Consider the following 21,966-nt stretch of genomic DNA (forward strand, 5'->3'; position numbering starts at 1 on the left):
AAGGGTAACAAACAATAACCCTTCCGATTGTTGAATAGACGGCCCCAGCAGGATTCGAACCTGCGACGCATGGTTTAGGAAACCAACGCTCTATCCCCTGAGCTATGGAGCCATATAGATGACGTGACAATTATATATTATACAGAATTACGTAGAAATTTTAAAGGAACAACGATTATAATTGCAAAGAGCTTTGAAAAAGGGGAAGTACTGAAGTTATCGTACGAGAGGTGAGGGAAGTATCACTAGTTGCTGGGCGCTCGGAGTTACACATCAAAACGCCAAATTTTTATACTTTACCTATTAAAAAAGAAATTGAGCCACAGTGTGCTCAATTTCTTTTTTATGATTGAAATGGTTTGCCTAATTCTTTGGAACGGTTTGCAGCTTTTTTTACACAAGCTTTGATTGCTTCTTGATAATCATAAGATGCAAGTGTTTCAATACCAGCTTGAGTGGTACCTCCTGGACTAGTAATTCGTCTTCTTAATTCTGATGGTTCTTCCTTTGTTGTTTTAAGCATTTCAGCCGCTCCTACTAGCGTTTGAACAATCAATTCCTTGGCAACCGGACGATCTAAACCAGCTTCCTTAGCAGCCTCTTCCATCGCTTCAACAAGATAATAAATGTAAGCAGGACCACTACCAGAAATAGCAGTAACAGCATGTAAATCTTCTTCTTCTACAACCGTCGTTGTCCCTATTGTTTCAAAAAGCTGTACTATTTTGCTTACATGGTATTCATTTGCAAAGGAGCCAGCCGCAATAGCTGTTGCAGAATAACCAATGGTTGCAGAAGTATTTGGCATCGTTCGGACAACTGGTGTAGCACTATTCAATTCCTGAGAAATATAATCCGTTGGGACTCCAGCCAATATGGAAACAACTAGTTGTTCTGGTTTAATATATGCTTTTATTTCTTTTAAAGATTCCGTTACATCCTTTGGTTTCATTGATAATACGATGACATCTGCATCTTTAATAACCGCTTCCTTATTAGCTGATCCAACAACACCATATTTTTGGTGTAACCGATCTAATTTATCTTTACTCGATTTATTTGTTACATTTATTTGTTCTGGCTTCAAAAATTTTTTTTCTACAATTCCTGCAATGATTGCTTCTGCCATTGATCCTGCACCTACAAAAGCTATTTTTTGAATCATATTTTATCCTCCTAAACCCTATTAATACCCTATTACAATTAAAATAGAAGAAATAGGGTAAAAACAGGTAGTGATATCTATTCTAATTATTCAGCTACTACTTCCATTTTTTTTTCAGATGAATGTCCACTAGCTTTTCCCATATTACTTTGCCCTTCAAATATCCCACCTTGATCAATAACAAATGAATCCATTTGGGCATTTCCTTGTAATTTCCCTTTTTCTTCTATATGTAACGTTCCACTTGCTTGCACATCTCCCGTCACAATACCTGCAACTATAATATTTCTAGCCCTAATATTTGCTTCAACAACACCATCAATTCCTACCGTTAAATCACCAGTACAATTAATTTCTCCAATCACTTTACCTTCAATACGAATGCTTCCTTCTGTTTGAATTGACCCTTCCATTGTTGTAGAAACACCTATTACCGTGTCTAGCTTGTCTAACTGTTTTTTATTTTTCATCAATGTTATCATTCACCTGCCCATTCGATTGATCTAGTACTCTATCAATAAAGGTCATATAAGAATAGGGATCTATCGGTGTTCCATCCTTTATAATTTCGTAATGCAAATGGACTCCGGTACTTCTCCCTGTTGAACCCATATGCCCAATGATGTCTCCCTTATTAACTTGCTCACCTTCTTCTACCGTTATTTCGGCTAAATGAGCAAATTTGGTATCTAAGACAGGCGTATGCTCAATAACAACTGCCTTTCCATAACCACCATCACGCCCAGCAAATACTACCTCTCCATTTGCTGTTGCATAAATAGAAGTTCCATACGGTCCAGCAATATCGATACCTGTATGTAATGCACTTCTAGCCGTGAATGGATCAGAGCGATTACCAAATTCTGATGTAATTCGATTAGCATCAGCAGGCCATAAAATTGGCGTGTTATTTAATTCTGATTTTATGTCACTAAAATTTTCAATGGAAGATTCAAAACTTTTTATTAAATCTGGTATAGATTGCTCCAGTCTATAATATGTATCGTTTAAACTCTCTTGGTGTTGACTTAATACCTTATGTTCCTTACGATCCATTATTTCTTCTTCTTCGATGGATGAAACTTCAATACCACCTGAAGGACCGTCACTTGTATTTTCTTCTATTCTATCTGGGTTCATCGAAGCAATCATTGACGCTAATTCTTCTTCGAGTTCCGACAAACGACGAAACTCTTGATCTAAGGACTCAGCATCTGCCTTATATTGAGAATTTTTTTCTTGTTCGTTTGCTAGCTGGTCTTTCGTACTAGCTAATTGATTGTTTAGTATATTATTTTTTTCTTTCGTCTCCATCCAAGCGGAATGTGAAAAGTAAAGAGAGATGGATAACGTGAGAATCGTGACAACAATAAATAATAGAAAGAATTTTGGTATCCGTAGTTGAAACACACGTCTACTTGCATCTGATGTAACCAAAATGGTCCATCTTTTGCATCGCTTCTTTCTCATACTCATAAATGGAATCCCTCCGAGCTAAAAATGTCACATGGTGTTCTATTTTTCTTAAATTTTTGTCATTTTTCAATATCAAGATATTCTTCCATAACATTCTTTCTTTCGACAAAAACAAAAGGATTCCTGCTTTTTTCCCATTATTATTTAGGCTGTTTTATAAATCTTTGTTGCTTTTTATAATAAGCTAATTGTAAAAAGGCATCTTCACAACAAAAGATTAATTCGCAGTATACGATTAATGCGACACAATTATTACATGGATTTGCTTTCTTCCAAGTTTTCTATCCAGTGCCATACAATCGCTTCGGCAGAATACTTCGCTTTCCGCGGGCACGGCCTCAGCCTCCTCAGAAGCAAAGAGCGCTTCTTGCGGGGTCTTCGGACACGTGCTGTTCCCGCAGGAGTCTGCGTATTCTGCCTACGCTAAAAGGGATTCTTCGATTAATCATATGTGTAAGTGGAATTCACAATACGTGGATGTCTTCTCATTGTTTTTTGCACAAGACAAGGAAAGCACCACTATTACATCGCACATAAGTAATTGGTTTATCTTTTCGATTAGTCTACATGTGCCTCCACAGCTTAATCATGGAAATTTCATAAAATAACTAATTTTAGTTAAAAGAAATGGTATCAAAGCTTCGTTACAGCAGTTGGACAGTTTCTCACTTATAAAAAATAAATCCAAGCTGTGGAAAAATACGAGACTCCTGTGGGAAAAGCAAATAGTTTTCGGTGGGGCGAGTAATCAAAGTCCCAACAGGTGAAGACCCCGCAGGAAGCGGTTTTCTTCCGAGGAGGCTGAGGCGTTGCCCACGGAAAGCGAGTGTTTTTCCACAGCGTCGGTTATGCACTCTTTTTATTCGTTAGATTAATGACAAATCATCTTTTATTGCGTATCATCTGTCAACTGTGCAGTAAAAAAACAAGAAGAATACGAAAAGATCCTTTATTATTAGGTTTATCTGTTTATTTAAGAGATTATAAATTCTATTACCTAAAAAAGCTATTTTTGATCTTCTTCTCATAGAATTAAAAGAGAGGCTGACATCAAAACAAACTTGTTTTGATACAGCCTCTTCTCTATAATCTCCAATTTTTTAGCGCATAAGTATGGCGGAGGAGGAGGGATTCGAACCCCCGCGGGCCGTGAAGCCCCTGGCGGTTTTCAAGACCGCTCCCTTCAGCCGGACTTGGGTACTCCTCCGTGACTGACGACAAAATTTAATATATCATTTTTAATAGAGTGTGTCAACTACTTTTTAATGAGGCCTGCCCAAAACTTTTGGGACAGACCTCTTTTTCTTTACTTTATTATTTCTATACCACCCATGTAAGGTCTTAATACTTCAGGAATAACAACAGATCCATCTGCTTGCTGATAATTTTCTAAAATGGCAGCAACTGTTCTTCCTAAAGCCAATCCTGATCCATTTAATGTATGGACAAATTCAGGTTTTCCTTTTTCCTCTCTTCTAAATCGAATCCCTGCTCGACGTGCTTGAAAGTCTTCAAAATTAGAGCAAGAAGAAATTTCACGATAGGTTTCATAGCTTGGAATCCATACTTCTATGTCATATTTTTTAGCTGCTGTAAACCCTAAGTCTCCCGTACACATGCTCATCACACGATAAGGTAGTTGTAGTAATTGTAATACCTTCTCAGCATCTGCTGTTAAATCTTCTAATACTTGATAAGAATCCTCTGGTTTAACAAATTGCACAAGCTCTACCTTGTTAAATTGATGTTGACGTATTAACCCTCTCGTGTCTCTTCCTGCAGAACCAGCTTCAGATCGAAAAGAAGCACTAAAGGCAACATATTTCTTAGGAAGATCATCAACTTGTAATATTTCATCACGATAAAAGTTCGTAACAGGTACTTCTGCTGTAGGAACTAAGAAGTATTCCCAGTCTTGAATTTTGAAGGCATCTTCTTCAAATTTAGGTAACTGACCTGTTCCAGTCATACTTGTGCGATTAACCATATATGGCGGCAGCATTTCTTGATAACCATGTTCATCCGCATGAAGATCCATCATAAAATTGATTAGTGCTCGCTCCAACCGCGCTCCAAGTCCTTTATAAAAAACAAAGCGACTACCGGTTACTTTCGATGCACGTTCAAAATCTAATATATCTAAGTCAGTAGCAACATCCCAATGGGCTTTTGCCTCAAAATCAAACGTCTGAACTTCTCCCCATTTTTTTACTTCTACATTATCATCTTCACTTTCTCCAATAGGAGTACTTTCATGAGGTATATTCGGAATGGACAACAATAGCTGTTCTAGTTGCTCTTCTACTTCCTTTAACTCTGTATCGATTTCTTTAACCTTTCCACCAACTTGACGCATTTCTAGGATCATATCCTCTGCATCTTTCTTTTCTTTTTTTAAGACAGAAATCTGCTTGGAAACTTCATTACGCTTTGCTTTTAATTCTTCGGATTCAGCAATTAACTCTCTTCTTCGTACATCTAAATCACCAAATTTATCAAGATCCGATAAATCTTCACCACGATTTTGCAGCTTTTCTTTTACTTCACCAAAATTATTACGTAAAAACTTCATATCTAACATAGTTTAAATTCCTCCTTTTCTTGCTTCTTCCGTGTGAACGAACAAAAAACTCCCATCCCTAAATATACATTTAGGGACGAGAGTTTTTCCCGCGATACCACCCTGTTTGAAGAATTGATTCTTCCGGCTCACTTTGAACAATAACGGCTATTCGCCGGGTATGCTTACTAATATTCTGCATACCTGCTCCAGGATGGATTCACAGGTTTCTTCCACCGATTTTCACCGTCCATCGGCTCTCTTTAGAAAGATAAACTGTTACTATTTCCTATCTTAGCAATTATATCCTATAATTTTCTATTATTGATTAGAATAGCGGAATATCTACGAAGATGCAAGTGTTTTCTTTACTTCTTCTACCAACTGCACAAAATAATTTGTAAAGCGATGATCATTTGTTAACTCTGGATGAAAGGCACTGCACAGGAATGTTCCTTGCTGTGCTGCCACTACATTTCCACGATAAGTTGCTAAAATTTCAACATTGTCACCGACCTCAACAATATATGGTGCACGGATGAAAACAGCTTCAAAATCATCTGCAACTCCAGAAATATCTATTTTTGCTTCAAAAGAATCCTTCTGCCTTCCAAATGCATTACGTTCGACTTTCATATTCATAAGCTGAAGGTGAGCATGATCTTGTCCGACAATATCATTTGCTAACAAAATGAGACCAGCACAAGTACCAAATATGGGTTTTCCTTGTTTACCAAAGTCAATTAATGCATCAAAGAAATCATATTTATCAATAAGCCGGCGCATTGTTGTACTTTCTCCACCTGGAAGAATTAAGCCGTCGACTTCATCCAGTTGTTCTTTCCTTTTTATCGTTAGTCCCTCTGCTCCAGATGCTTCAATCGATTGGATATGCTCTCTTATCGCACCTTGAAGTCCTAACACTCCTATTTTGGTCATCTTTGCATTTCTCCTTTTCACTTACCATCCGCGGTCTTGCATACGTTGTTCAGGAGCAATTGTACCAATTTCAATCCCTTTCATAGCGGTACCAATACCTTTAGAAACTTTAGAAATTAATTCGTAATCTTGATAATGAGTTGTTGCTTCAACAATAGCTCTTGCGTAGTTTTCCGGATTATCAGATTTAAAGATACCAGAACCAACAAACACACCATCAGCTCCAAGCTGCATCATTAAAGCAGCATCTGCTGGTGTTGCTACTCCACCTGCAGCGAAGTTAACGACAGGTAAACGACCTCTTTCTTTAATGTCTAATAATACTTCATATGGAGCACCTAGATTTTTAGCATATGTCATTATTTCGTCATTAGACATACCTACTAATTTACGAACCTGTGATTGAACTTCCCGCATATGGCGAACTGCCTCTACAATATTTCCAGTTCCCGGCTCTCCTTTTGTACGTAACATAGAAGCACCTTCTCCAATACGACGAGATGCTTCTCCCAAGTCTCGACAACCACATACAAATGGAACCGTATAGTCTCGTTTATTTAAGTGATACACTTCATCCGCTGGTGTTAATACTTCACTTTCATCAATATAGTCTACTCCCATTGCTTCCAAAACACGTGCTTCTACAATATGACCAATACGAGCCTTTGCCATTACAGGAATAGAAACAGCATTCATTACCTCTTCTACAATTGTAGGATCAGCCATTCTTGCTACTCCACCTGCTGCACGAATATCAGATGGCACTCGCTCCAATGCCATAACAGCGACAGCTCCAGCTTCCTCTGCAATTTTCGCTTGTTCTGCATTGACGACGTCCATAATAACGCCACCTTTTTGCATTTCAGCCATTCCACGTTTTACACGATCAGTTCCTAAGTTTGACATAGTTATATCCTCCCATTTTGCACACGAAATACTATATTAAGTATAATTTGATTTGATATGCATTATTATTACAACATTGTATAACAATTATGAATCATTACGCAAGCTTGATACGACAACTGGCGACCAATATGATGATTCAGATATGGTCACCTAACTAGTCGATATCAATCATTTATAGGCAACTCCGTTTTTTATACTAAAACCAACTCTTTACAGTATCTGTAATTGTAGAGAAAATATTACCGAAGAATTCTCCAATCGAGCTAATAGTAAGTACAAACCAATTAGCTTTTTCAATGGAGCTCGTTGTCACAACATCTACTGTATCTGTTCCTCCACTGCCATTAATATATCCATAATTCGTATCACCATCATAGACAAGTTCCATTGTTCCGACTTTGTCTCCTTCTTCGATTGGTGCAATTAATTCTCCATCCTCATTAAAATTATCTTCTTCCAAATTGTAAAGGACAGAATAATTTTCCTCTTCACCATTTTTAATTGTCATTGAGATTGCCTCATTAGTTGCTATCTCAATGGTATCCTCTTTGCCTTTTGCTACAGGTAACGTTGATTCACCTTCTAATTGAAAACCTGCCGGATATAATTGTTGTGTTGAAAAATTGGTGAATCCGTACTCCATCAATTTTTTCGTTTCTTCAAATCGTTTTCCCATACTCTCTGTTTTCATTACAACAGTAATTAAGCGTCGACCATCACGTTCTGCTGTACCAGTAAAGCAATATTCAGCTTCTGTTGTCCAGCCAGTTTTTAAACCGTCGACTCCATCGTAACCATATTGGGCAAAATTATTATTTTCCCACGGTAACATCCAGTTTAAATTTTGAAGGGTTCTTCCGTCTAACTCTGATGTTAATTTACTTGAAATATCTAATGCTTCTGGATAATCATTAACTAAATGATAAGCCAACAAAGCAGCAGATTTTGCTGACATTAAATTATCTGCATTTGGATCCGTACCTTCCGGATAATTCTCACCTAAATCTTCATTTGATAGCCCTGTTGAATTAACAAACTGATAATCCGGTAATCCCATTTCTTCTGCTTTATCATTCATCATTTTAACGAATTCGCCTTCTGAACCAGCTATAAGCTCTGCTAATGCAATGGTTGTTCCATTGTCTGAGATGATAGCCATTGCTTCATATAGCTCACTTACAGTGTAATCTTTATCTTGAATTAATCCAATTCCTGATGAAATGTTGTTTGCAGAAATACTGTATGCATAGTCACTAATTTGTGTCGTTGTATCCCAGCTAATGTCACCTTGTTCAATTGCTTCTAAAACTAAGTATTCCGTCATCATTTTCGTCATACTAGCAGGTGGTAACTTCATGTCCGCGTGTTTGGCAAATAAAATTTTCCCAGATTCTGCATCAACCAGAATTGCGGATTCTGCCTCGACATCAAATGTAGCTGCACTTGCTTGAATAGGTCCAATGACAAATCCAAAAGTAGCTATAAATAATATAAATATATTTAAACAAGATGCTTTTATTTTATGTTTCAACTTCCTCTACCCCCACTGTGTTTATTATGCATCTCCGATATTTTATCACACCCATTCTCAAAGTAAAATGGACTTTGGTAGGTGTTTTTGGGTATGTTTACCTTTTTAGTTCACACCTTTATGATTGGTTTCTATTTGGCATCCTTTCAGCATAGCTGAAAGCCGTGTGAAATTTAAACAATTCAAAAATGTTAATGACGGTTGAAAACATTAGCCTAACCAATTAATTTCATCCCAAGTGTTGAGAAAACAGGAGGATTTTAAAAAGTCATCCTCATATTTTTTGCTACACATCATTGGATGTCGACTTTCAAAAAATACCCCATTGCTAATAAATTGTTTATTTAATTTCGCTTCTTTTCCCCATAAAAACCAGTAGATAGAAGGATTAACTTCGGAAATGTATCGCAAAACCCGCTTAGAGAAAGTTTCCCATATATGCTTATGGCTATTTGCTTTACCAATTTCACAAGTGAAAGATGTATTTAAAAATAAAACTCCTTGTTCTTCCAACGAATCAAACCATTGCTGCGGTGCTTTAATTGGAAATTGCTGTTGCTCTATCTCTTGCTTAATTTCCTCAAAACGCTTTATTTGCTCATAGTGATTTATTCCGTTGTAATTCTTATGAATTAGTCTAATGATATTTTTAACAGATACCTGACGAAATGATTCCATCCAACTGGTTAGATGACCTACCTCAAAAGCTCTTCCAGTTGCAATTCCTTTCGCTGGATATACGTCTTGTCCTAACCAAATTACCTTCGTTTGATAAAGATCCGTAGAAAGAAATCTTAATATGTCTTTAGGATTGGTTGGATTATATGTATTTCCTATTTCTCTTTCAATATCCTTTAATTCATGTAACCGATCTTTCGTTAAAAAAGAAGACCAAGAAGGGTGAATGTCATTTGGAAGTATCATTCGTTTCACACCTACCTTAATAAAACTTATCCTCCGCTCATGAGAAAGGACTGAACCTGCTTACCTTTGAGATTCAGTCCTATTCAATCCTTATTCATTTTGCTTTACACAGAATAATTTGGTGATTCCTTTGTAATTTGGACATCGTGCGGATGACTCTCTCTCAATCCTGCACCTGTCATACGAATGAACTTTGCTTCATTACGAAGGAACGCTAAATCCTTGGCACCACAATAACCCATACCAGAACGTAATCCACCGATTAATTGGTGAATCGTATCTGCAAGTGGTCCCTTGTAGGCAACTCTTCCTTCAATTCCTTCAGGTACTAATTTCTTTGCCTCGTCTGTTTCTTGGAAATAACGATCTTTAGAACCAGACTTCATTGCAGTAACTGAGCCCATACCACGATAAACTTTATATCTTCTTCCTTGGAAGATTTCTGTTTCCCCAGGACTCTCCGATACACCAGCAAATAAACTACCGAGCATGACTGCATGCGCACCAGCCGCAAGTGCTTTTACGACGTCACCTGAGTATTTTACTCCACCGTCAGCAATTACTGGAACACCATACTTAGAGGCTTCTGTTGCACAATCATTAACAGCAGTTATTTGCGGTACGCCAACCCCTGCTACAACACGAGTAGTACATATGGAACCAGGACCGATTCCTACTTTAATCATGTTAGCACCAGCTTCAATTAACTCTTTCGTAGCTTCTGGTGTAGCTACGTTCCCTGCAATAATATCAATTTCAGGATATGCTTTTCTTACTCGTTCAACTTGCTCAATAACTCCTTGAGAATGTCCATGCGCTGTATCGATAACTAATACATCTACTCCTGCTTCTACTAGCTTGTCCACTCTAGTCATGGAATCAGCAGTTACTCCAACGGCTGCACCTGCTAATAATCTCCCTTGGGAATCTTTAGCTGAGTGAGGAAATTCAATAACCTTTTCGATATCTTTAATCGTAATTAAGCCCTTTAGTACTCCATTATCATCCACTAGTGGTAGCTTCTCAATTCTATGCTTTTGTAAAATCTTACTAGCTTCTTCTAAAGTAGTACCAACTGGTGCAGTTACTAAATTATTACTCGTCATTACTTCAGATATGCGAATAGAATAGTCTTCAATAAAACGTAAATCACGATTTGTAAGAATACCTACTAACACTTGATCGTCTTCGTTATTTACAATCGGTACCCCAGAAATACGAAATTTTCCCATTAAATGCTCAGCATCAAAAACTTGATGTTCTGGTAAAAGGAAAAATGGATTTGTAATGACACCACTTTCTGAACGCTTCACACGATCTACGTGTTCCGCTTGTTCTTCAATGGACATATTTTTGTGAATGATACCTATTCCACCTTGACGTGCCATTGAAATTGCCATTTCCGCTTCTGTAACTGTGTCCATTCCTGCACTGATTAACGGCACATTTAGCTTTATTTTAGAAGAAAGTTCTGTGCTAACAGAAACATCCCGTGGTAATACATCTGACTTTGCTGGAACTAATAAAACATCATCGAATGTTAGCCCTTCTTTTGCAAATTTATCCTCCCTCACAATGATCCTCCTTCAATTAATTTATGTGAAATTGGTTAAACTAATAAAGATTCGTGATAATAAAATGACGGTTCACACACCGAAAAAATTTGTTTCTAGATTCTTATTGTTAATTACAATACGATATCATTTAGCCTTTTTCAACCTTTTTATCAAGTCAAATGTAAAGAAAACCTTTCCAATTCAAATTTAAAATGATTTGGAGCAAATATTTGGTAAAGAAAGGGAATTTTAATGATAGAGAAGGATATAGAATTATTTTTAGGTTATTTAACATCTGCTCATACATCCCAAAAATTTCTTGATCACTGCTACAAGAAAAATGAGGTACCAAACCCAAGTAAACATAGCTTTGAAAATAGCTATCGATTTCTGTATTACTTACAGCATGGTCTTCAATTTTTTGAATCAGGAAATCAGGGAAATGTTACCGTAAAGCCAATTATGTATTTCTATGGAATGGTCCATTTGTTAAAAGCATGTATTTTAACACAGAGACCCAAATATCCAGAAAATACTGCGATGTTAGCACATGGAGTTTCTACAAGAAAACGAAAAAAACAAGATTACTCATTTCTACAGGATGAGGTCAAGGTTCAATTTAAAGGTTTATTTCCATACTTTTGTAACCATTTGTTTCATGTGGAACAATTTCCTTTTGATAAAACTAATATGGAGCAATTGCTAGCAACTATACCTGAATTAAATGATTTATTTTATTTTCACCGCGGACAGAAAGTACTTGAAAAAATAAGTAGTTTTCAAGATACAACAGTAACAATACCTATAACTGTGTTAGATCACTACCATATGACAGAGAGTGCTTTTTTAACTAAGATCTCAAATTACTTACCAAAAATTATAAATAAGAATACATCAGCTACCAAAATAGAATTAACGCTTTCGCATACATTATCTCCATCTTCTCAAGGTCCTTTTTATTTTCATGTTGCAGATGAAGCATTTTACCTACCAATAAAACGACATCACTTTTCTATTACACATGAAGTAATGAATCACTATTTACTTCTCTACAATTTAAGTATGATTTGTCGTTATGAAACAGAATGGTGGGGGGATTTACTTTATACTTTACCAACCGAAGATTATCCATTTATTAAGCAATTTCTTTCTGTAACAGCAACTAAAATACCTTTTTTACTAGGATACTTTCTTTATCAGCAGAAGGAATGAATACTAGGCGTTTGTCGCTTCTTTTTCACCTAAGTTTCCTAATCGTTGACTATTTTTATAGTAAAAATGGACGAACTCTCTAAAAATGAATTCGTCCATTTGTTTATTTAACGGTTCTCGGAAAGAATCTCTTCAATATAAATGCTTTTGTCATCCTTTAAGGAGATAATCGTTTGGTTATCATCATCCATCCTTACCATAGGTCTAGTCGGATATTTGGATTCTATGAAAACAATTTCTGCCTGTTTATTATTTGATAATTTCACTCGGGTTCCAGTTGAAAAATTAGTCAAGCTCTCAACAAACAATTCTAATAGTTCATGATCGAACTTATTAAATTGATCTGACATCATTTCCTCAATAACCTTAAAAGGAGATTGTCTTGACTGATATATACGTTCAGAAGTCATTGCATGATACGTATCGCTAATAGAAAGAATCGAAGCATAAGGATGAATTTTATTTTTTTGAACACCTAATGGATATCCACTTCCATCAGGACGCTCGTGATGCTGAAGAATAGCCAATTTAACAGCAACAGAAAGAGAGGGAATTTTCTCTACCAATCGATAGGAAAAGGTTGGATGTTTCTTTATTTCTTCATATTCAGGATCGGATAATTTCCCCTGTCTATGAAATAACAAACGGTTAATTTTTGCCATCCCGCTATCTGCTAAAATTCCTGCTAACCCTACTTGAATCCATTCCTTTTTCAATCCTTTTTTCTTGGCTAAAAATGCGGATATCAAACACATGGCCAGACTGTGGTTATAAAAATAATCTTGCTTCGTAGATAGTTTATGTAACAGGAACAAGTCAAGACCAACTTCATCAATTCTCTCCAGTAATGGGACTGCAACGTTTCGCACCTGACTCATATCTATAGAGGCTCCACTTTGCCAATCAGTAAACAGCTTTTTATAGGATTGTACTGCTTCTAAATATTGATCTTGAAATGATTGGTATGGTTTTTTTTCTGATATACTCTGGTCCTCATCTTTATTTGATTCCTCTTTAGGCATATCCTTAGGAACAAAGGGATCACCATAAGAAAGGTTCGGTGAAACATCTACCCTTTCAATTAAAAACTTATCTAAAATGTCAATATACTCCTCGGTTAAAACAGTGTTTTTGGGCATAATTGGACGATTGGTTTTCCCCATTACATCTCTATTGATGACACAACCAGGAATTAATTGTTTCGGATGTACCCACATCCACTTCCCCACCCTTACTAACAAGTCATTCTTGTTGATAAGAGCCCCACTTTATCTGGTGGGACTCTTCCATACAAACTTATTCTTCTTGTTCATCAATCGCTTCTTCTGTATTTACTACTTCTACTTCTTCGTTTTCGTTTTCAATTTCCTCTTCTTCATCATCTTCATCTGTATCTATTCTTGCAACGGTTGCTACTTTCTCTTCTTCCTGTAATCGAATCAATCTTACACCTTGTGTATTTCTACCGGTTACAGAAATCCCTTCAACTGGCATACGAATTAACACACCAGAGACAGTGATAATCATAATGTCTTCATCGCCGGTTACAGCTTTAACAGTAACAATTTTTCCTGTTTTGTCTGTAACATTACTTGTGAAAATACCCTTTCCACCGCGATTGGTAATTCGATATTCTTTAGCAGGGGTTCTTTTCCCATAACCATTCTCTGTAACATTTAATACTTGTAATCCATCCTCAATAATTTCCATCGATACAACACGATCATCGCCTCGCAAAGATATTCCTTTTACCCCTGCTGCTGTACGACCCATGGAACGAATTTGCTCTTCAGGAAAACGAATTAAATAACCATTCTGTGTTCCAATCATAATGTGTTTATTCCCATCTGTTAATCGAACAGAGATCAGCTCATCTTCTTCTCGAAGGTTAAGAGCAATAAGTCCACCCTTACGTATATTAGCAAACTGAGAAAGGGTCGTGCGTTTAGAGATACCTTGCTTCGTCGTAAAGAATAAATACCAATCATCAACAAACTCATTTACTGTAATAACCGCATTGATCCATTCCTCTTTTTCGATCTCTAATAAATTTATAATCGGGATTCCTTTTGCCGTTCGACTAAATTCAGGGACTTCATAACCCTTTGCCTTGTACACCTTCCCTTTATTTGTAAAGAATAGAATCGTGTCATGGGTTGAGGAAGATACTAAATGTTCGACAAAGTCATCCTCATTCGTTCCCATCCCTTGAACTCCACGTCCACCCCTTCTTTGGGTACGATATGTGGAAGATGGCAATCGTTTAATATATCCTTGGTGTGTTAACGTAATGACAATCTTTTCTTCTGGAATTAAATCTTCATCTTCAAAGAAATCTGTCCCACCAAGTACAATTTCTGTTCTTCTTTCATCATTAAATCGCTCTTTTATTTCTGTAAGCTCTTCACGGATAATTTCAAGCACTTTTTCCTCATCCGCTAAAATTGCTTTTAATTCTGCAATTAATTTTAGTAAATCTTGATATTCTTCTTCAATCTTTTCACGCTCTAATCCCGTTAAGCGCTGCAGGCGCATATCCAAAATGGCTTGTGCTTGTTTTTCAGATAACTCAAAGCGTGTCATTAACCCTTCGCGAGCTATATCAGTTGTTTTCGATTGTCTGATCAATGTAATAATCTCGTCAATATGATCAAGAGCAATTCGTAAGCCTTCTAGGATATGTGCTCTTGCTTCTGCTTTTCTTAACTCATAGGCTGTCCGACGTTTTATGACAACTTTTTGGTGTTCTAAATATTCTTGTAAGCATTGCTTAAGATTTAACACCTTTGGTTGCCCATCTACTAATGCAAGCATGTTTATACCAAAAGACGTTTGAAGTGCTGTTTGCTTATATAAATTATTTAAAACAACATTGGCGTTTACATCACGTCGTAATTCAATCACAACCCGCATACCATTGCGGTCTGATTCGTCACGTAAATCAGTAATTCCTTCGAGACGCTTATCACGAGCTAAATCTGCAATTTTTTCAACTAACTTTGCTTTATTAACTTGATATGGTAATTCTGTAACAAGAATGGTTGATTTGCCATTTGCTTGTTCTTCTATTTCTACTTTTGCTCGAATTGTAATCGAACCTTTACCTGTTTGAAATGCCTTTCTAATTCCGCTTCTACCTAAAATTTGTCCAGCTGTTGGAAAATCCGGGCCATAAATGTAATCTTCCATCAACTCGTCAATCGTAATATCCGGATTTTTACTAATTGCCAATACGGCATCAATCGTTTCTCCTAAATGATGTGGAGGAATGTTTGTAGCCATACCAACTGCAATCCCAGAAGCACCATTCACCAATAGGTTAGGAAAACGGGAAGGTAATACTTTTGGTTCTCTTTCTGAACCATCATAGTTATCCATGTAATCAATCGTATCTTTATTGATATCTCTCAATAATTCCATCGATATTTTCGACATTCTTGCTTCCGTGTAACGCATGGCTGCAGCAGGATCACCATCTACAGATCCAAAATTACCATGTCCATCTACCAGCATATAGCGATAACTAAAATCCTGCGCCATCCGTACCATCGCCTCATAAACTGCAGAATCACCGTGTGGATGATATTTACCAATAACATCCCCAACAATACGAGCTGATTTTTTATACGCTTTATCCGAATGCATACCTAGATCATTCATTGCATAAAGTATTCTTCGATGAACTGGCTTTAACCCATCTCTAACATCAGGTAGTGCCCGAGAGACAATAACACTCATTGCATAATCTAAAAAAGAAGTACGCATTTCACTACCAATATTGATTTCTTGAACTTGTGGACGTTGATTATCCACCATAAAACAACCTCCTATCGAGTAAGGAAGAAAGACTAGTTAATTATTTAGATTGTATGAATAGTCTCTCATTTGCTAAGTTATTGAACTTTTAAATATGTACACAGGCGGAGCTCAACTCACACCCGTAAATGTTAAACGTCTAAGTTTTTTACATAAATTGCGTTGTCTTGGATAAAGTTACGTCTAGGCTCTACTTTATCTCCCATCAACATATCAAAAACCTGATCTGCATCCATCGCATCTTCTAAGTTCACTTGAAGTAAGGTTCTTGTTTCTGGGTCCATCGTTGTTTCCCATAACTGGGTAGCATTCATTTCCCCCAAACCTTTATAACGCTGGAGACCCGGCTTTGGTGCTTTTGGAAGTTCATTGATAATTCGATCCATTTCTTTCTCATTATAAGCGTAATGTACTGCTTTACCTTGTTGAATTTTATATAAAGGCGGTTGAGCAATATAAATGTAACCATACTCAATTAATGGCCGCATATAACGATAAAAGAAAGTTAATAATAATGTTCGGATATGTGCTCCATCTACATCTGCATCTGTCATAATAACAATTTTGTGGTATCTAGCCTTTGATATATCAAAGTCTTCTCCGATACCAGTACCTAATGCAGTAATAATCATTCGAATCTCATTGTTAGAAAGTATTTTATCTAGCCTTGCTTTTTCTACATTAATGATTTTTCCACGTAAGGGTAAGATAGCTTGGAAATGGCGATCACGTCCTTGTTTCGCTGATCCCCCCGCAGAATCTCCCTCAACAACATACAGTTCACTAATCGTTGCATCTCTAGAAGAACAGTCTGCTAATTTCCCAGGTAAATTAGAAATTTCTAGAGCACCTTTTCGTCTTGTCAGTTCTCTTGCTTTTTTTGCTGCAATTCTTGCTCGAGAAGCCATTAGTCCTTTTTCAACAACAATTTTTGCTGTATCAGGATTTTCAAATAGAAATTTAGAAAATAGTTCACTAAAAGCCGAATCCGTAACCGTACGTGCTTCACTATTTCCTAATTTTGTCTTTGTTTGACCTTCAAATTGTGGATCTGGATGTTTGATAGAAATAATCGCCGTTAATCCTTCACGAACATCATCACCCGTCAAGTTTGGATCATTTTCTTTAAACATGTTATTTTTTCGTGCATAATCATTTATTACTCTCGTTAAACTTGTTTTAAAACCTGATTCATGCGTTCCACCTTCGTACGTATGGATGTTATTTGCAAACGAATAGATATTACTTGCAAACCCGTCATTATACTGTAATGCTACTTCTACATAAATATCATCAACTTCTTTTTCCGCATAAAAAGGTTCATGAATCGCCTCTCTATTTCGATTTAAATGTTCAACATACGAACGAATTCCGCCCTCATAAAAAAATGTTTCCGGTTCAGATTCTGTTCGCTTATCTTCAATCGTTATTGTTAAACCTTTATTTAGAAATGCTAATTCTCTCAAACGTTGAGCTAATATATCGAAATTATAGGTTGTTATTTCGTTAAAAATTTCTGTGTCAGGCTTAAAGTGTGTTCTAGTACCAGTAATTTCAGTTTCCCCAATTACTTTTAAATCCTCTTGTGGAATTCCTCTTTTAAAACCTTGGTAATGAATTTTACCATCACGATAAACATAAACATTTAATTCACTAGACAAGGCATTTACAACGGAAGCACCTACACCATGTAGGCCACCAGAAACTTTGTAACCGCCGCCTCCAAATTTACCACCCGCGTGTAACACTGTCATAATTACTTCCACAGCTGGTCTTCCAGTTTTTTCATGTGTCCCAACTGGTATACCGCGACCGTTATCAATTACCGAAATACTATTATCTTCTTCAATAATAACTTGGATATGGTCACAATATCCTGCTAGTGCCTCGTCAATACTGTTATCAACAATCTCCCAAACAAGGTGGTGTAATCCCTTCTCGTTTGTAGAACCAATATACATTCCAGGTCTCTTTCTTACCGCTTCTAATCCTTCTAAAACTTGTATCTGATTTTCATCATACACTTGCTCATTTGATAATTTTTCTTCCATTGCCAATTCTTTCACCTACATTTCTAAAATAAGAGGATTTTTCTCAGAACTTAATTAGCACCAATTCTTTTGGCGATGTCGATTGACTAGTTGAACTTATATTTTACAGAACAATAGAATACGTAAAGATTTCTTCATTCCTTCAGAAACGAGCAGGATTTATTCTTCGATTGCTTCTGAATAATCTTCTAGTTTACTAATTGTAGTAATCATGCTTGCACGTTTCTTTAACGTTAAAACCGATAATGGACTGAAGTAAATATAATCTTTTGTAATTACGATTGATTTCGTATCCTTTTGCTGGGGATCTATGACATTTTTATTTTTTCTTTGGTTAAATAACATTTCTTCGTTAATCGTTGAGGAAGATATTAAACTAAAATCAATAATTGAAACTACTTCTTCCGAGCGAATGACATTATCATCACCAATATGAATAAACATTTTATTCCCCCATTTTTGATTAATCGATTATTCCCTGATGAACACGAAAAAGCTCTGCTTTATCTAACGTTTCGTGTTTAATCCCATCAACACTTGTCGTAGAGACAAAAGTTTGTACTTTTCCTTGTATCGTATTCAACAGATGGGATTGTCTAAAGTCGTCCAGTTCACTCAACACGTCATCCAGCAATAAAATAGGATATTCTCCTACCTCATTTTTAATTAATTCTATTTCTGCTAATTTTAACGATAATGCTGTTGTACGTTGTTGACCTTGAGAGCCATAGGATTGAACATCTTTTCCATTCACAAAAAAAAGTAAATCATCCCGGTGAGGACCTATTAATGTATTGCCTCTTTCCACTTCTTTTTGTTCGATTTCTTCAAATTTTTCATAGTATATATTTACTAGTTTTTCCCTATTATGGTCTTCTGATACATTCGTAGAAGGATGATATATAATTTCTAGTTTTTCTATTCCTCTACTTATACCTGTATGAATCGGATCAGCCCATTTTCGTAGCAGTTCTAAAAATAAAAATCGCCTCTCTACTAAGACAGCTGCATGCTCAATTAATTGATCTGTTATTACTTTAAGCATCGTCCGGTCTGCTCGTTGATTTCGCTGAAGCTGTTTTAGTAGATGGTTCCTTTGTTTTAATATTTTTTGGTACTGACCTAGATGATAAATATAAATGGGTTGAACTTGACCAATTTCCATATCAATAAATCTTCGCCGAACTTGTGGGCTGCCTTTGACAAGATTCAAATCTTCAGGTGCAAACATCACAACATTAAGCGCCCCAATATAATCACTGAGACGTCTTTGTTCTAGGTGATTTAATTTTGCTTTTTTACCTCTCGATGAAAATTGCATTTCTAGAGGGAATTTTTGTTTACGTTTATACACACTACCTTCTATTTTAGCATATTCTTGCTCCCATTGGATTAATTCTTTATCTCTTGTTGTTCGATGGGACTTAGAAAAAGCTAATACATAGATGGACTCCATTAAATTGGTTTTCCCCTGGGCGTTCTCACCAATAATCACATTTATTTTATCATCAAATTTTACTTTTAAATAATCATAATTCCGATAATTTGTTAGGTTAAGCTCAGAAATATGCATCTTAATGTCCTTTCTTTAAGTGCGTGTTCAAAAAGTCAGTAAATTTAGAAGCAAGCAGGTCGATGCGGCAAAACTTCTGAGGATCGAAAAAATGAGCCTGCGCAAAGATGCGCCACTTATCATTTGGTGACTTTTTGAACATCCTCTTTGACTGAAGAAAGTTAAAAGCGTTCATTTTGTAACTGTTGTTATTGCTTAATAACTGTGAATTTTCCAATATCTTCAATTTCTACTATATCCCCAGGGTAAAGCTTTCTGCCGCGTCTATTCTCTAATTCTCCGTTTACAAGAACGGGATTATCTGCCAAATATAATTTAATCATCCCACCCGATTCCAATATATTGGCTAATTTTAAAAATTGACCTAGTGGGATGAACTCCGTTTTTATTTCAATGTTTTGATTCACTTGTAATCACCTAACTTTCAATGGCCTTCTATCTATTTTACTAAACGATAAAGTATTAAGCAAAAACAGATAATAATATGAGCTAATATGAAAGAAAAAAACTCTTATCGAACAAAATTCAATAAGAGTTCTCTTCTGTTTTTTAAAAGATTGTTGCTTTTTTATAATAAGCCTAATTGCACAGAAGATATAATGCACAATACAGTGAAATTAAAATGAATGCTAGGTTATCGCTTCGGCAGAATACTTCGCTTTCCGCGGGCACGGAAAGCGAGTGTTTTTCCACAGCGTCGGCTATTCACTCTTTTTATTCTTTAGATTAATGATAAATTACCTTTTGTTGCGCATTATAGGTCAACTGTGTAATTAAAACATCAAAGAATATGGAAAGAGCCTTTTTAAATGAAATGAATTCAGCGTATAAGTGCTTCTAATATGTTCGGACTGGCAATATTAACTGTAAAATTTGATCATTATCGACTGGTCTTATAATAAATGGTCGCATTGCACCAGTAAATTCTATTTTTACTTGTTCATTTTCAATCGCCTTTAAAGCATCCATCATATATTTTGCACTAAAAGAAATTTTAAGTTCTTCGCCTTCTATTGATTTTGCAGTTACCTCTTCAACAACTTGTCCTATTTCCGGAGAATTACTACTAATTTCAACTAGATTACTTGGTTTTGTTTGAAGTCTAACAACATTATTTCTACTTTCTTTAGCCAGTAAAGATGCCCGATCAATTGATTGCAGTAGTTCTTTCGTTTGACCATACAAAATTGTTTTGCTTTGCTCTGGAATCAGTCTAGAAGTCTCTGGATAATTGCCATCTAATAACCGGGATAAGAAATATAAATGCTTTGTACGGAACAGAACTTGATTTTCTGTCACGCTAATTTCAATTGGATCTTCTGTTTCTTCTAATATTTTATTTAATTCGTTTAAGCTTTTACCAGGAATAACGACGTTTGAAAAAGTTAAATTTTGTGTATTACTTTCTAACGGAATCTGTCTTGATGCAAGTCGGTGACTATCTGTTGCAATAAAATAAAGAAATCCATCCTCTATTTTTATATTAACACCCGTTAAGATTGGTCTTGTTTCAACTGTTGATACTGCAAATACGGTTTGTTTAATTAAGTTTTTAAGTAAATCTGTAGGTAAATCAAAACTATTCTCTGTTTGTAAATGAGGTAGTTGAGGATACTCATCTGCATCTTGACCATTTAAGTGAAATTCTGCAGTACCTGAACGGATCGTTACTTTTAAAAGATCATCTGATTCTATTTCTACTGTTTTTTGTGGTAACTTACGAACAATTTCCGGAAAATACTTTGCTTGTACGACAATACTTCCTGGTTCCATTTGGTCTATATTTACAATTCCGTTCTCTTCTTTTGGTATAAAAGATTCAATAGAAATATCAGAGTCACTTCCAGTTAGCTTTATTCCATCATTTTTCACTTCTATTTTTAATCCAGTTAATATAGGGATTGCAGTTCTAGCGGAAATAGCTTTCATAACATGTTGAATACTTTCCATTAATAATTCTCTTTGAATAATAAATTTCATAAATAAATCCTCCTAGTGGAAGTTATATTATATATTATTTTTAATATAAATTTCGTAGTAATAGTATTAGGGCCTGTGAATTTGTGGATAACTTAAAAAAATAAGTGATACTGATAGTTATCCAGATGTGGATAACGTGTTAATAAGTGTGTACTCTTTATTAACAGTATTCACATGTTGATAAATCTCTTTTCATTGAAAATCTAAAAAAGAAATCAAAGGAGTGTAAGAAAAACCTTACTTAAGAAAAAAATATAAGTAAAAGGTTTTTCTT

17 protein-coding genes, 2 tRNA genes and 1 other annotated feature are annotated in these 21,966 nt (G+C 35.9%); of the genes, 1 reads left to right on the top strand and 18 read right to left on the bottom strand.

Annotated features, from left to right (window positions below):
- Positions 1-39: 39 nt before the first annotated feature.
- The 11 genes from JOC48_RS14760 to guaB form a co-directional block, all read right to left on the bottom strand.
- Positions 40-112, bottom strand: a tRNA-Arg gene (locus tag JOC48_RS14760).
- A gap of 231 nt (positions 113-343) precedes the next feature.
- Positions 344-1,165: a pyrroline-5-carboxylate reductase gene (gene proC / locus JOC48_RS14765; protein WP_204500937.1), complete on the bottom strand. Its 822-nt coding sequence runs from the start codon at positions 1,163-1,165 to the stop codon at positions 344-346.
- An 86-nt stretch (positions 1,166-1,251) separates the two neighbouring features.
- Entirely contained in the window at positions 1,252-1,635 is a 384-nt protein-coding gene (locus tag JOC48_RS14770; RefSeq protein ID WP_204500939.1) for a bactofilin family protein, read from the bottom strand.
- Complete coding sequence (locus JOC48_RS14775; RefSeq protein WP_204500941.1) at positions 1,625-2,641, bottom strand: M23 family metallopeptidase; 1,017 nt, start codon at positions 2,639-2,641, stop codon at positions 1,625-1,627. Before JOC48_RS14775 ends, JOC48_RS14770 begins: the two co-directional genes overlap by 11 nt.
- A 1,114-nt stretch (positions 2,642-3,755) precedes the next feature.
- Positions 3,756-3,848: transfer RNA gene (locus JOC48_RS14780), tRNA-Ser, on the bottom strand.
- A gap of 99 nt (positions 3,849-3,947) precedes the next feature.
- Entirely contained in the window at positions 3,948-5,222 is a 1,275-nt protein-coding gene (gene serS, locus JOC48_RS14785; RefSeq protein ID WP_204500943.1) for a serine--tRNA ligase, read from the bottom strand.
- Between the two features lie 69 nt (positions 5,223-5,291).
- Positions 5,292-5,506, bottom strand: a binding site (T-box leader).
- A gap of 40 nt (positions 5,507-5,546) precedes the next feature.
- Positions 5,547-6,140 (bottom strand): pyridoxal 5'-phosphate synthase glutaminase subunit PdxT, encoded by a 594-nt coding sequence (gene pdxT / locus JOC48_RS14790; protein ID WP_204500945.1) that lies wholly within the window; start codon positions 6,138-6,140, stop codon positions 5,547-5,549.
- Between the two features lie 21 nt (positions 6,141-6,161).
- Complete coding sequence (gene pdxS / locus JOC48_RS14795; RefSeq protein ID WP_204500948.1) at positions 6,162-7,046, bottom strand: pyridoxal 5'-phosphate synthase lyase subunit PdxS; 885 nt, start codon at positions 7,044-7,046, stop codon at positions 6,162-6,164.
- 199 nt (positions 7,047-7,245) lie between these two features.
- Complete coding sequence (locus JOC48_RS14800; RefSeq protein WP_239584394.1) at positions 7,246-8,580, bottom strand: D-alanyl-D-alanine carboxypeptidase family protein; 1,335 nt, start codon at positions 8,578-8,580, stop codon at positions 7,246-7,248.
- A 210-nt stretch (positions 8,581-8,790) separates the two neighbouring features.
- Positions 8,791-9,504 (bottom strand): uracil-DNA glycosylase, encoded by a 714-nt coding sequence (locus JOC48_RS14805; protein ID WP_204500950.1) that lies wholly within the window; start codon positions 9,502-9,504, stop codon positions 8,791-8,793.
- Between the two features lie 104 nt (positions 9,505-9,608).
- Positions 9,609-11,078, bottom strand: a complete 1,470-nt coding sequence (guaB, locus tag JOC48_RS14810) for an IMP dehydrogenase (RefSeq protein ID WP_204500953.1) — start codon at positions 11,076-11,078, stop codon at positions 9,609-9,611.
- Positions 11,079-11,312: 234 nt separating this feature from the next.
- On the opposite strand from guaB, the gene JOC48_RS14815 reads away from it, so the two are divergent.
- Positions 11,313-12,272 carry a YaaC family protein gene (locus JOC48_RS14815; protein WP_204500956.1) on the top strand — a complete coding sequence of 320 codons (960 nt, stop codon included), beginning with the start codon at positions 11,313-11,315 and terminating at the stop codon, positions 12,270-12,272.
- A gap of 107 nt (positions 12,273-12,379) precedes the next feature.
- Here the strand turns inward: JOC48_RS14815 and JOC48_RS14820 are convergent, their stop codons facing one another.
- The 7 genes from JOC48_RS14820 to dnaN form a co-directional block, all read right to left on the bottom strand.
- Entirely contained in the window at positions 12,380-13,489 is a 1,110-nt protein-coding gene (locus tag JOC48_RS14820) for an HD-GYP domain-containing protein (protein WP_204500958.1), read from the bottom strand.
- 79 nt (positions 13,490-13,568) lie between these two features.
- Positions 13,569-16,088, bottom strand: coding sequence for a DNA gyrase subunit A (gene gyrA, locus JOC48_RS14825; RefSeq protein WP_204500960.1), 2,520 nt, complete (start codon positions 16,086-16,088; stop codon positions 13,569-13,571).
- Positions 16,089-16,219: 131 nt separating this feature from the next.
- A complete protein-coding gene (gene gyrB, locus JOC48_RS14830) occupies positions 16,220-18,139 on the bottom strand; it encodes a DNA topoisomerase (ATP-hydrolyzing) subunit B (protein WP_204501072.1) in 1,920 nt (639 codons plus the stop codon).
- Between the two features lie 159 nt (positions 18,140-18,298).
- Positions 18,299-18,583: an extracellular matrix regulator RemB gene (remB, locus tag JOC48_RS14835; protein WP_204500962.1), complete on the bottom strand. Its 285-nt coding sequence runs from the start codon at positions 18,581-18,583 to the stop codon at positions 18,299-18,301.
- A 19-nt stretch (positions 18,584-18,602) separates the two neighbouring features.
- A complete protein-coding gene (gene recF / locus JOC48_RS14840; protein ID WP_204500964.1) occupies positions 18,603-19,712 on the bottom strand; it encodes a DNA replication/repair protein RecF in 1,110 nt (369 codons plus the stop codon).
- 188 nt (positions 19,713-19,900) lie between these two features.
- Positions 19,901-20,119 (bottom strand): S4 domain-containing protein YaaA, encoded by a 219-nt coding sequence (yaaA, locus tag JOC48_RS14845; protein WP_204500965.1) that lies wholly within the window; start codon positions 20,117-20,119, stop codon positions 19,901-19,903.
- Positions 20,120-20,549: 430 nt separating this feature from the next.
- Positions 20,550-21,692 (bottom strand): DNA polymerase III subunit beta, encoded by a 1,143-nt coding sequence (dnaN, locus tag JOC48_RS14850; protein WP_204500966.1) that lies wholly within the window; start codon positions 21,690-21,692, stop codon positions 20,550-20,552.
- Positions 21,693-21,966: the final 274 nt, after the last annotated feature.

It is taken from the genome of Aquibacillus albus, assembly GCF_016908325.1.
Lineage (GTDB): Bacteria > Bacillota > Bacilli > Bacillales > Amphibacillaceae > Aquibacillus_A > Aquibacillus_A albus.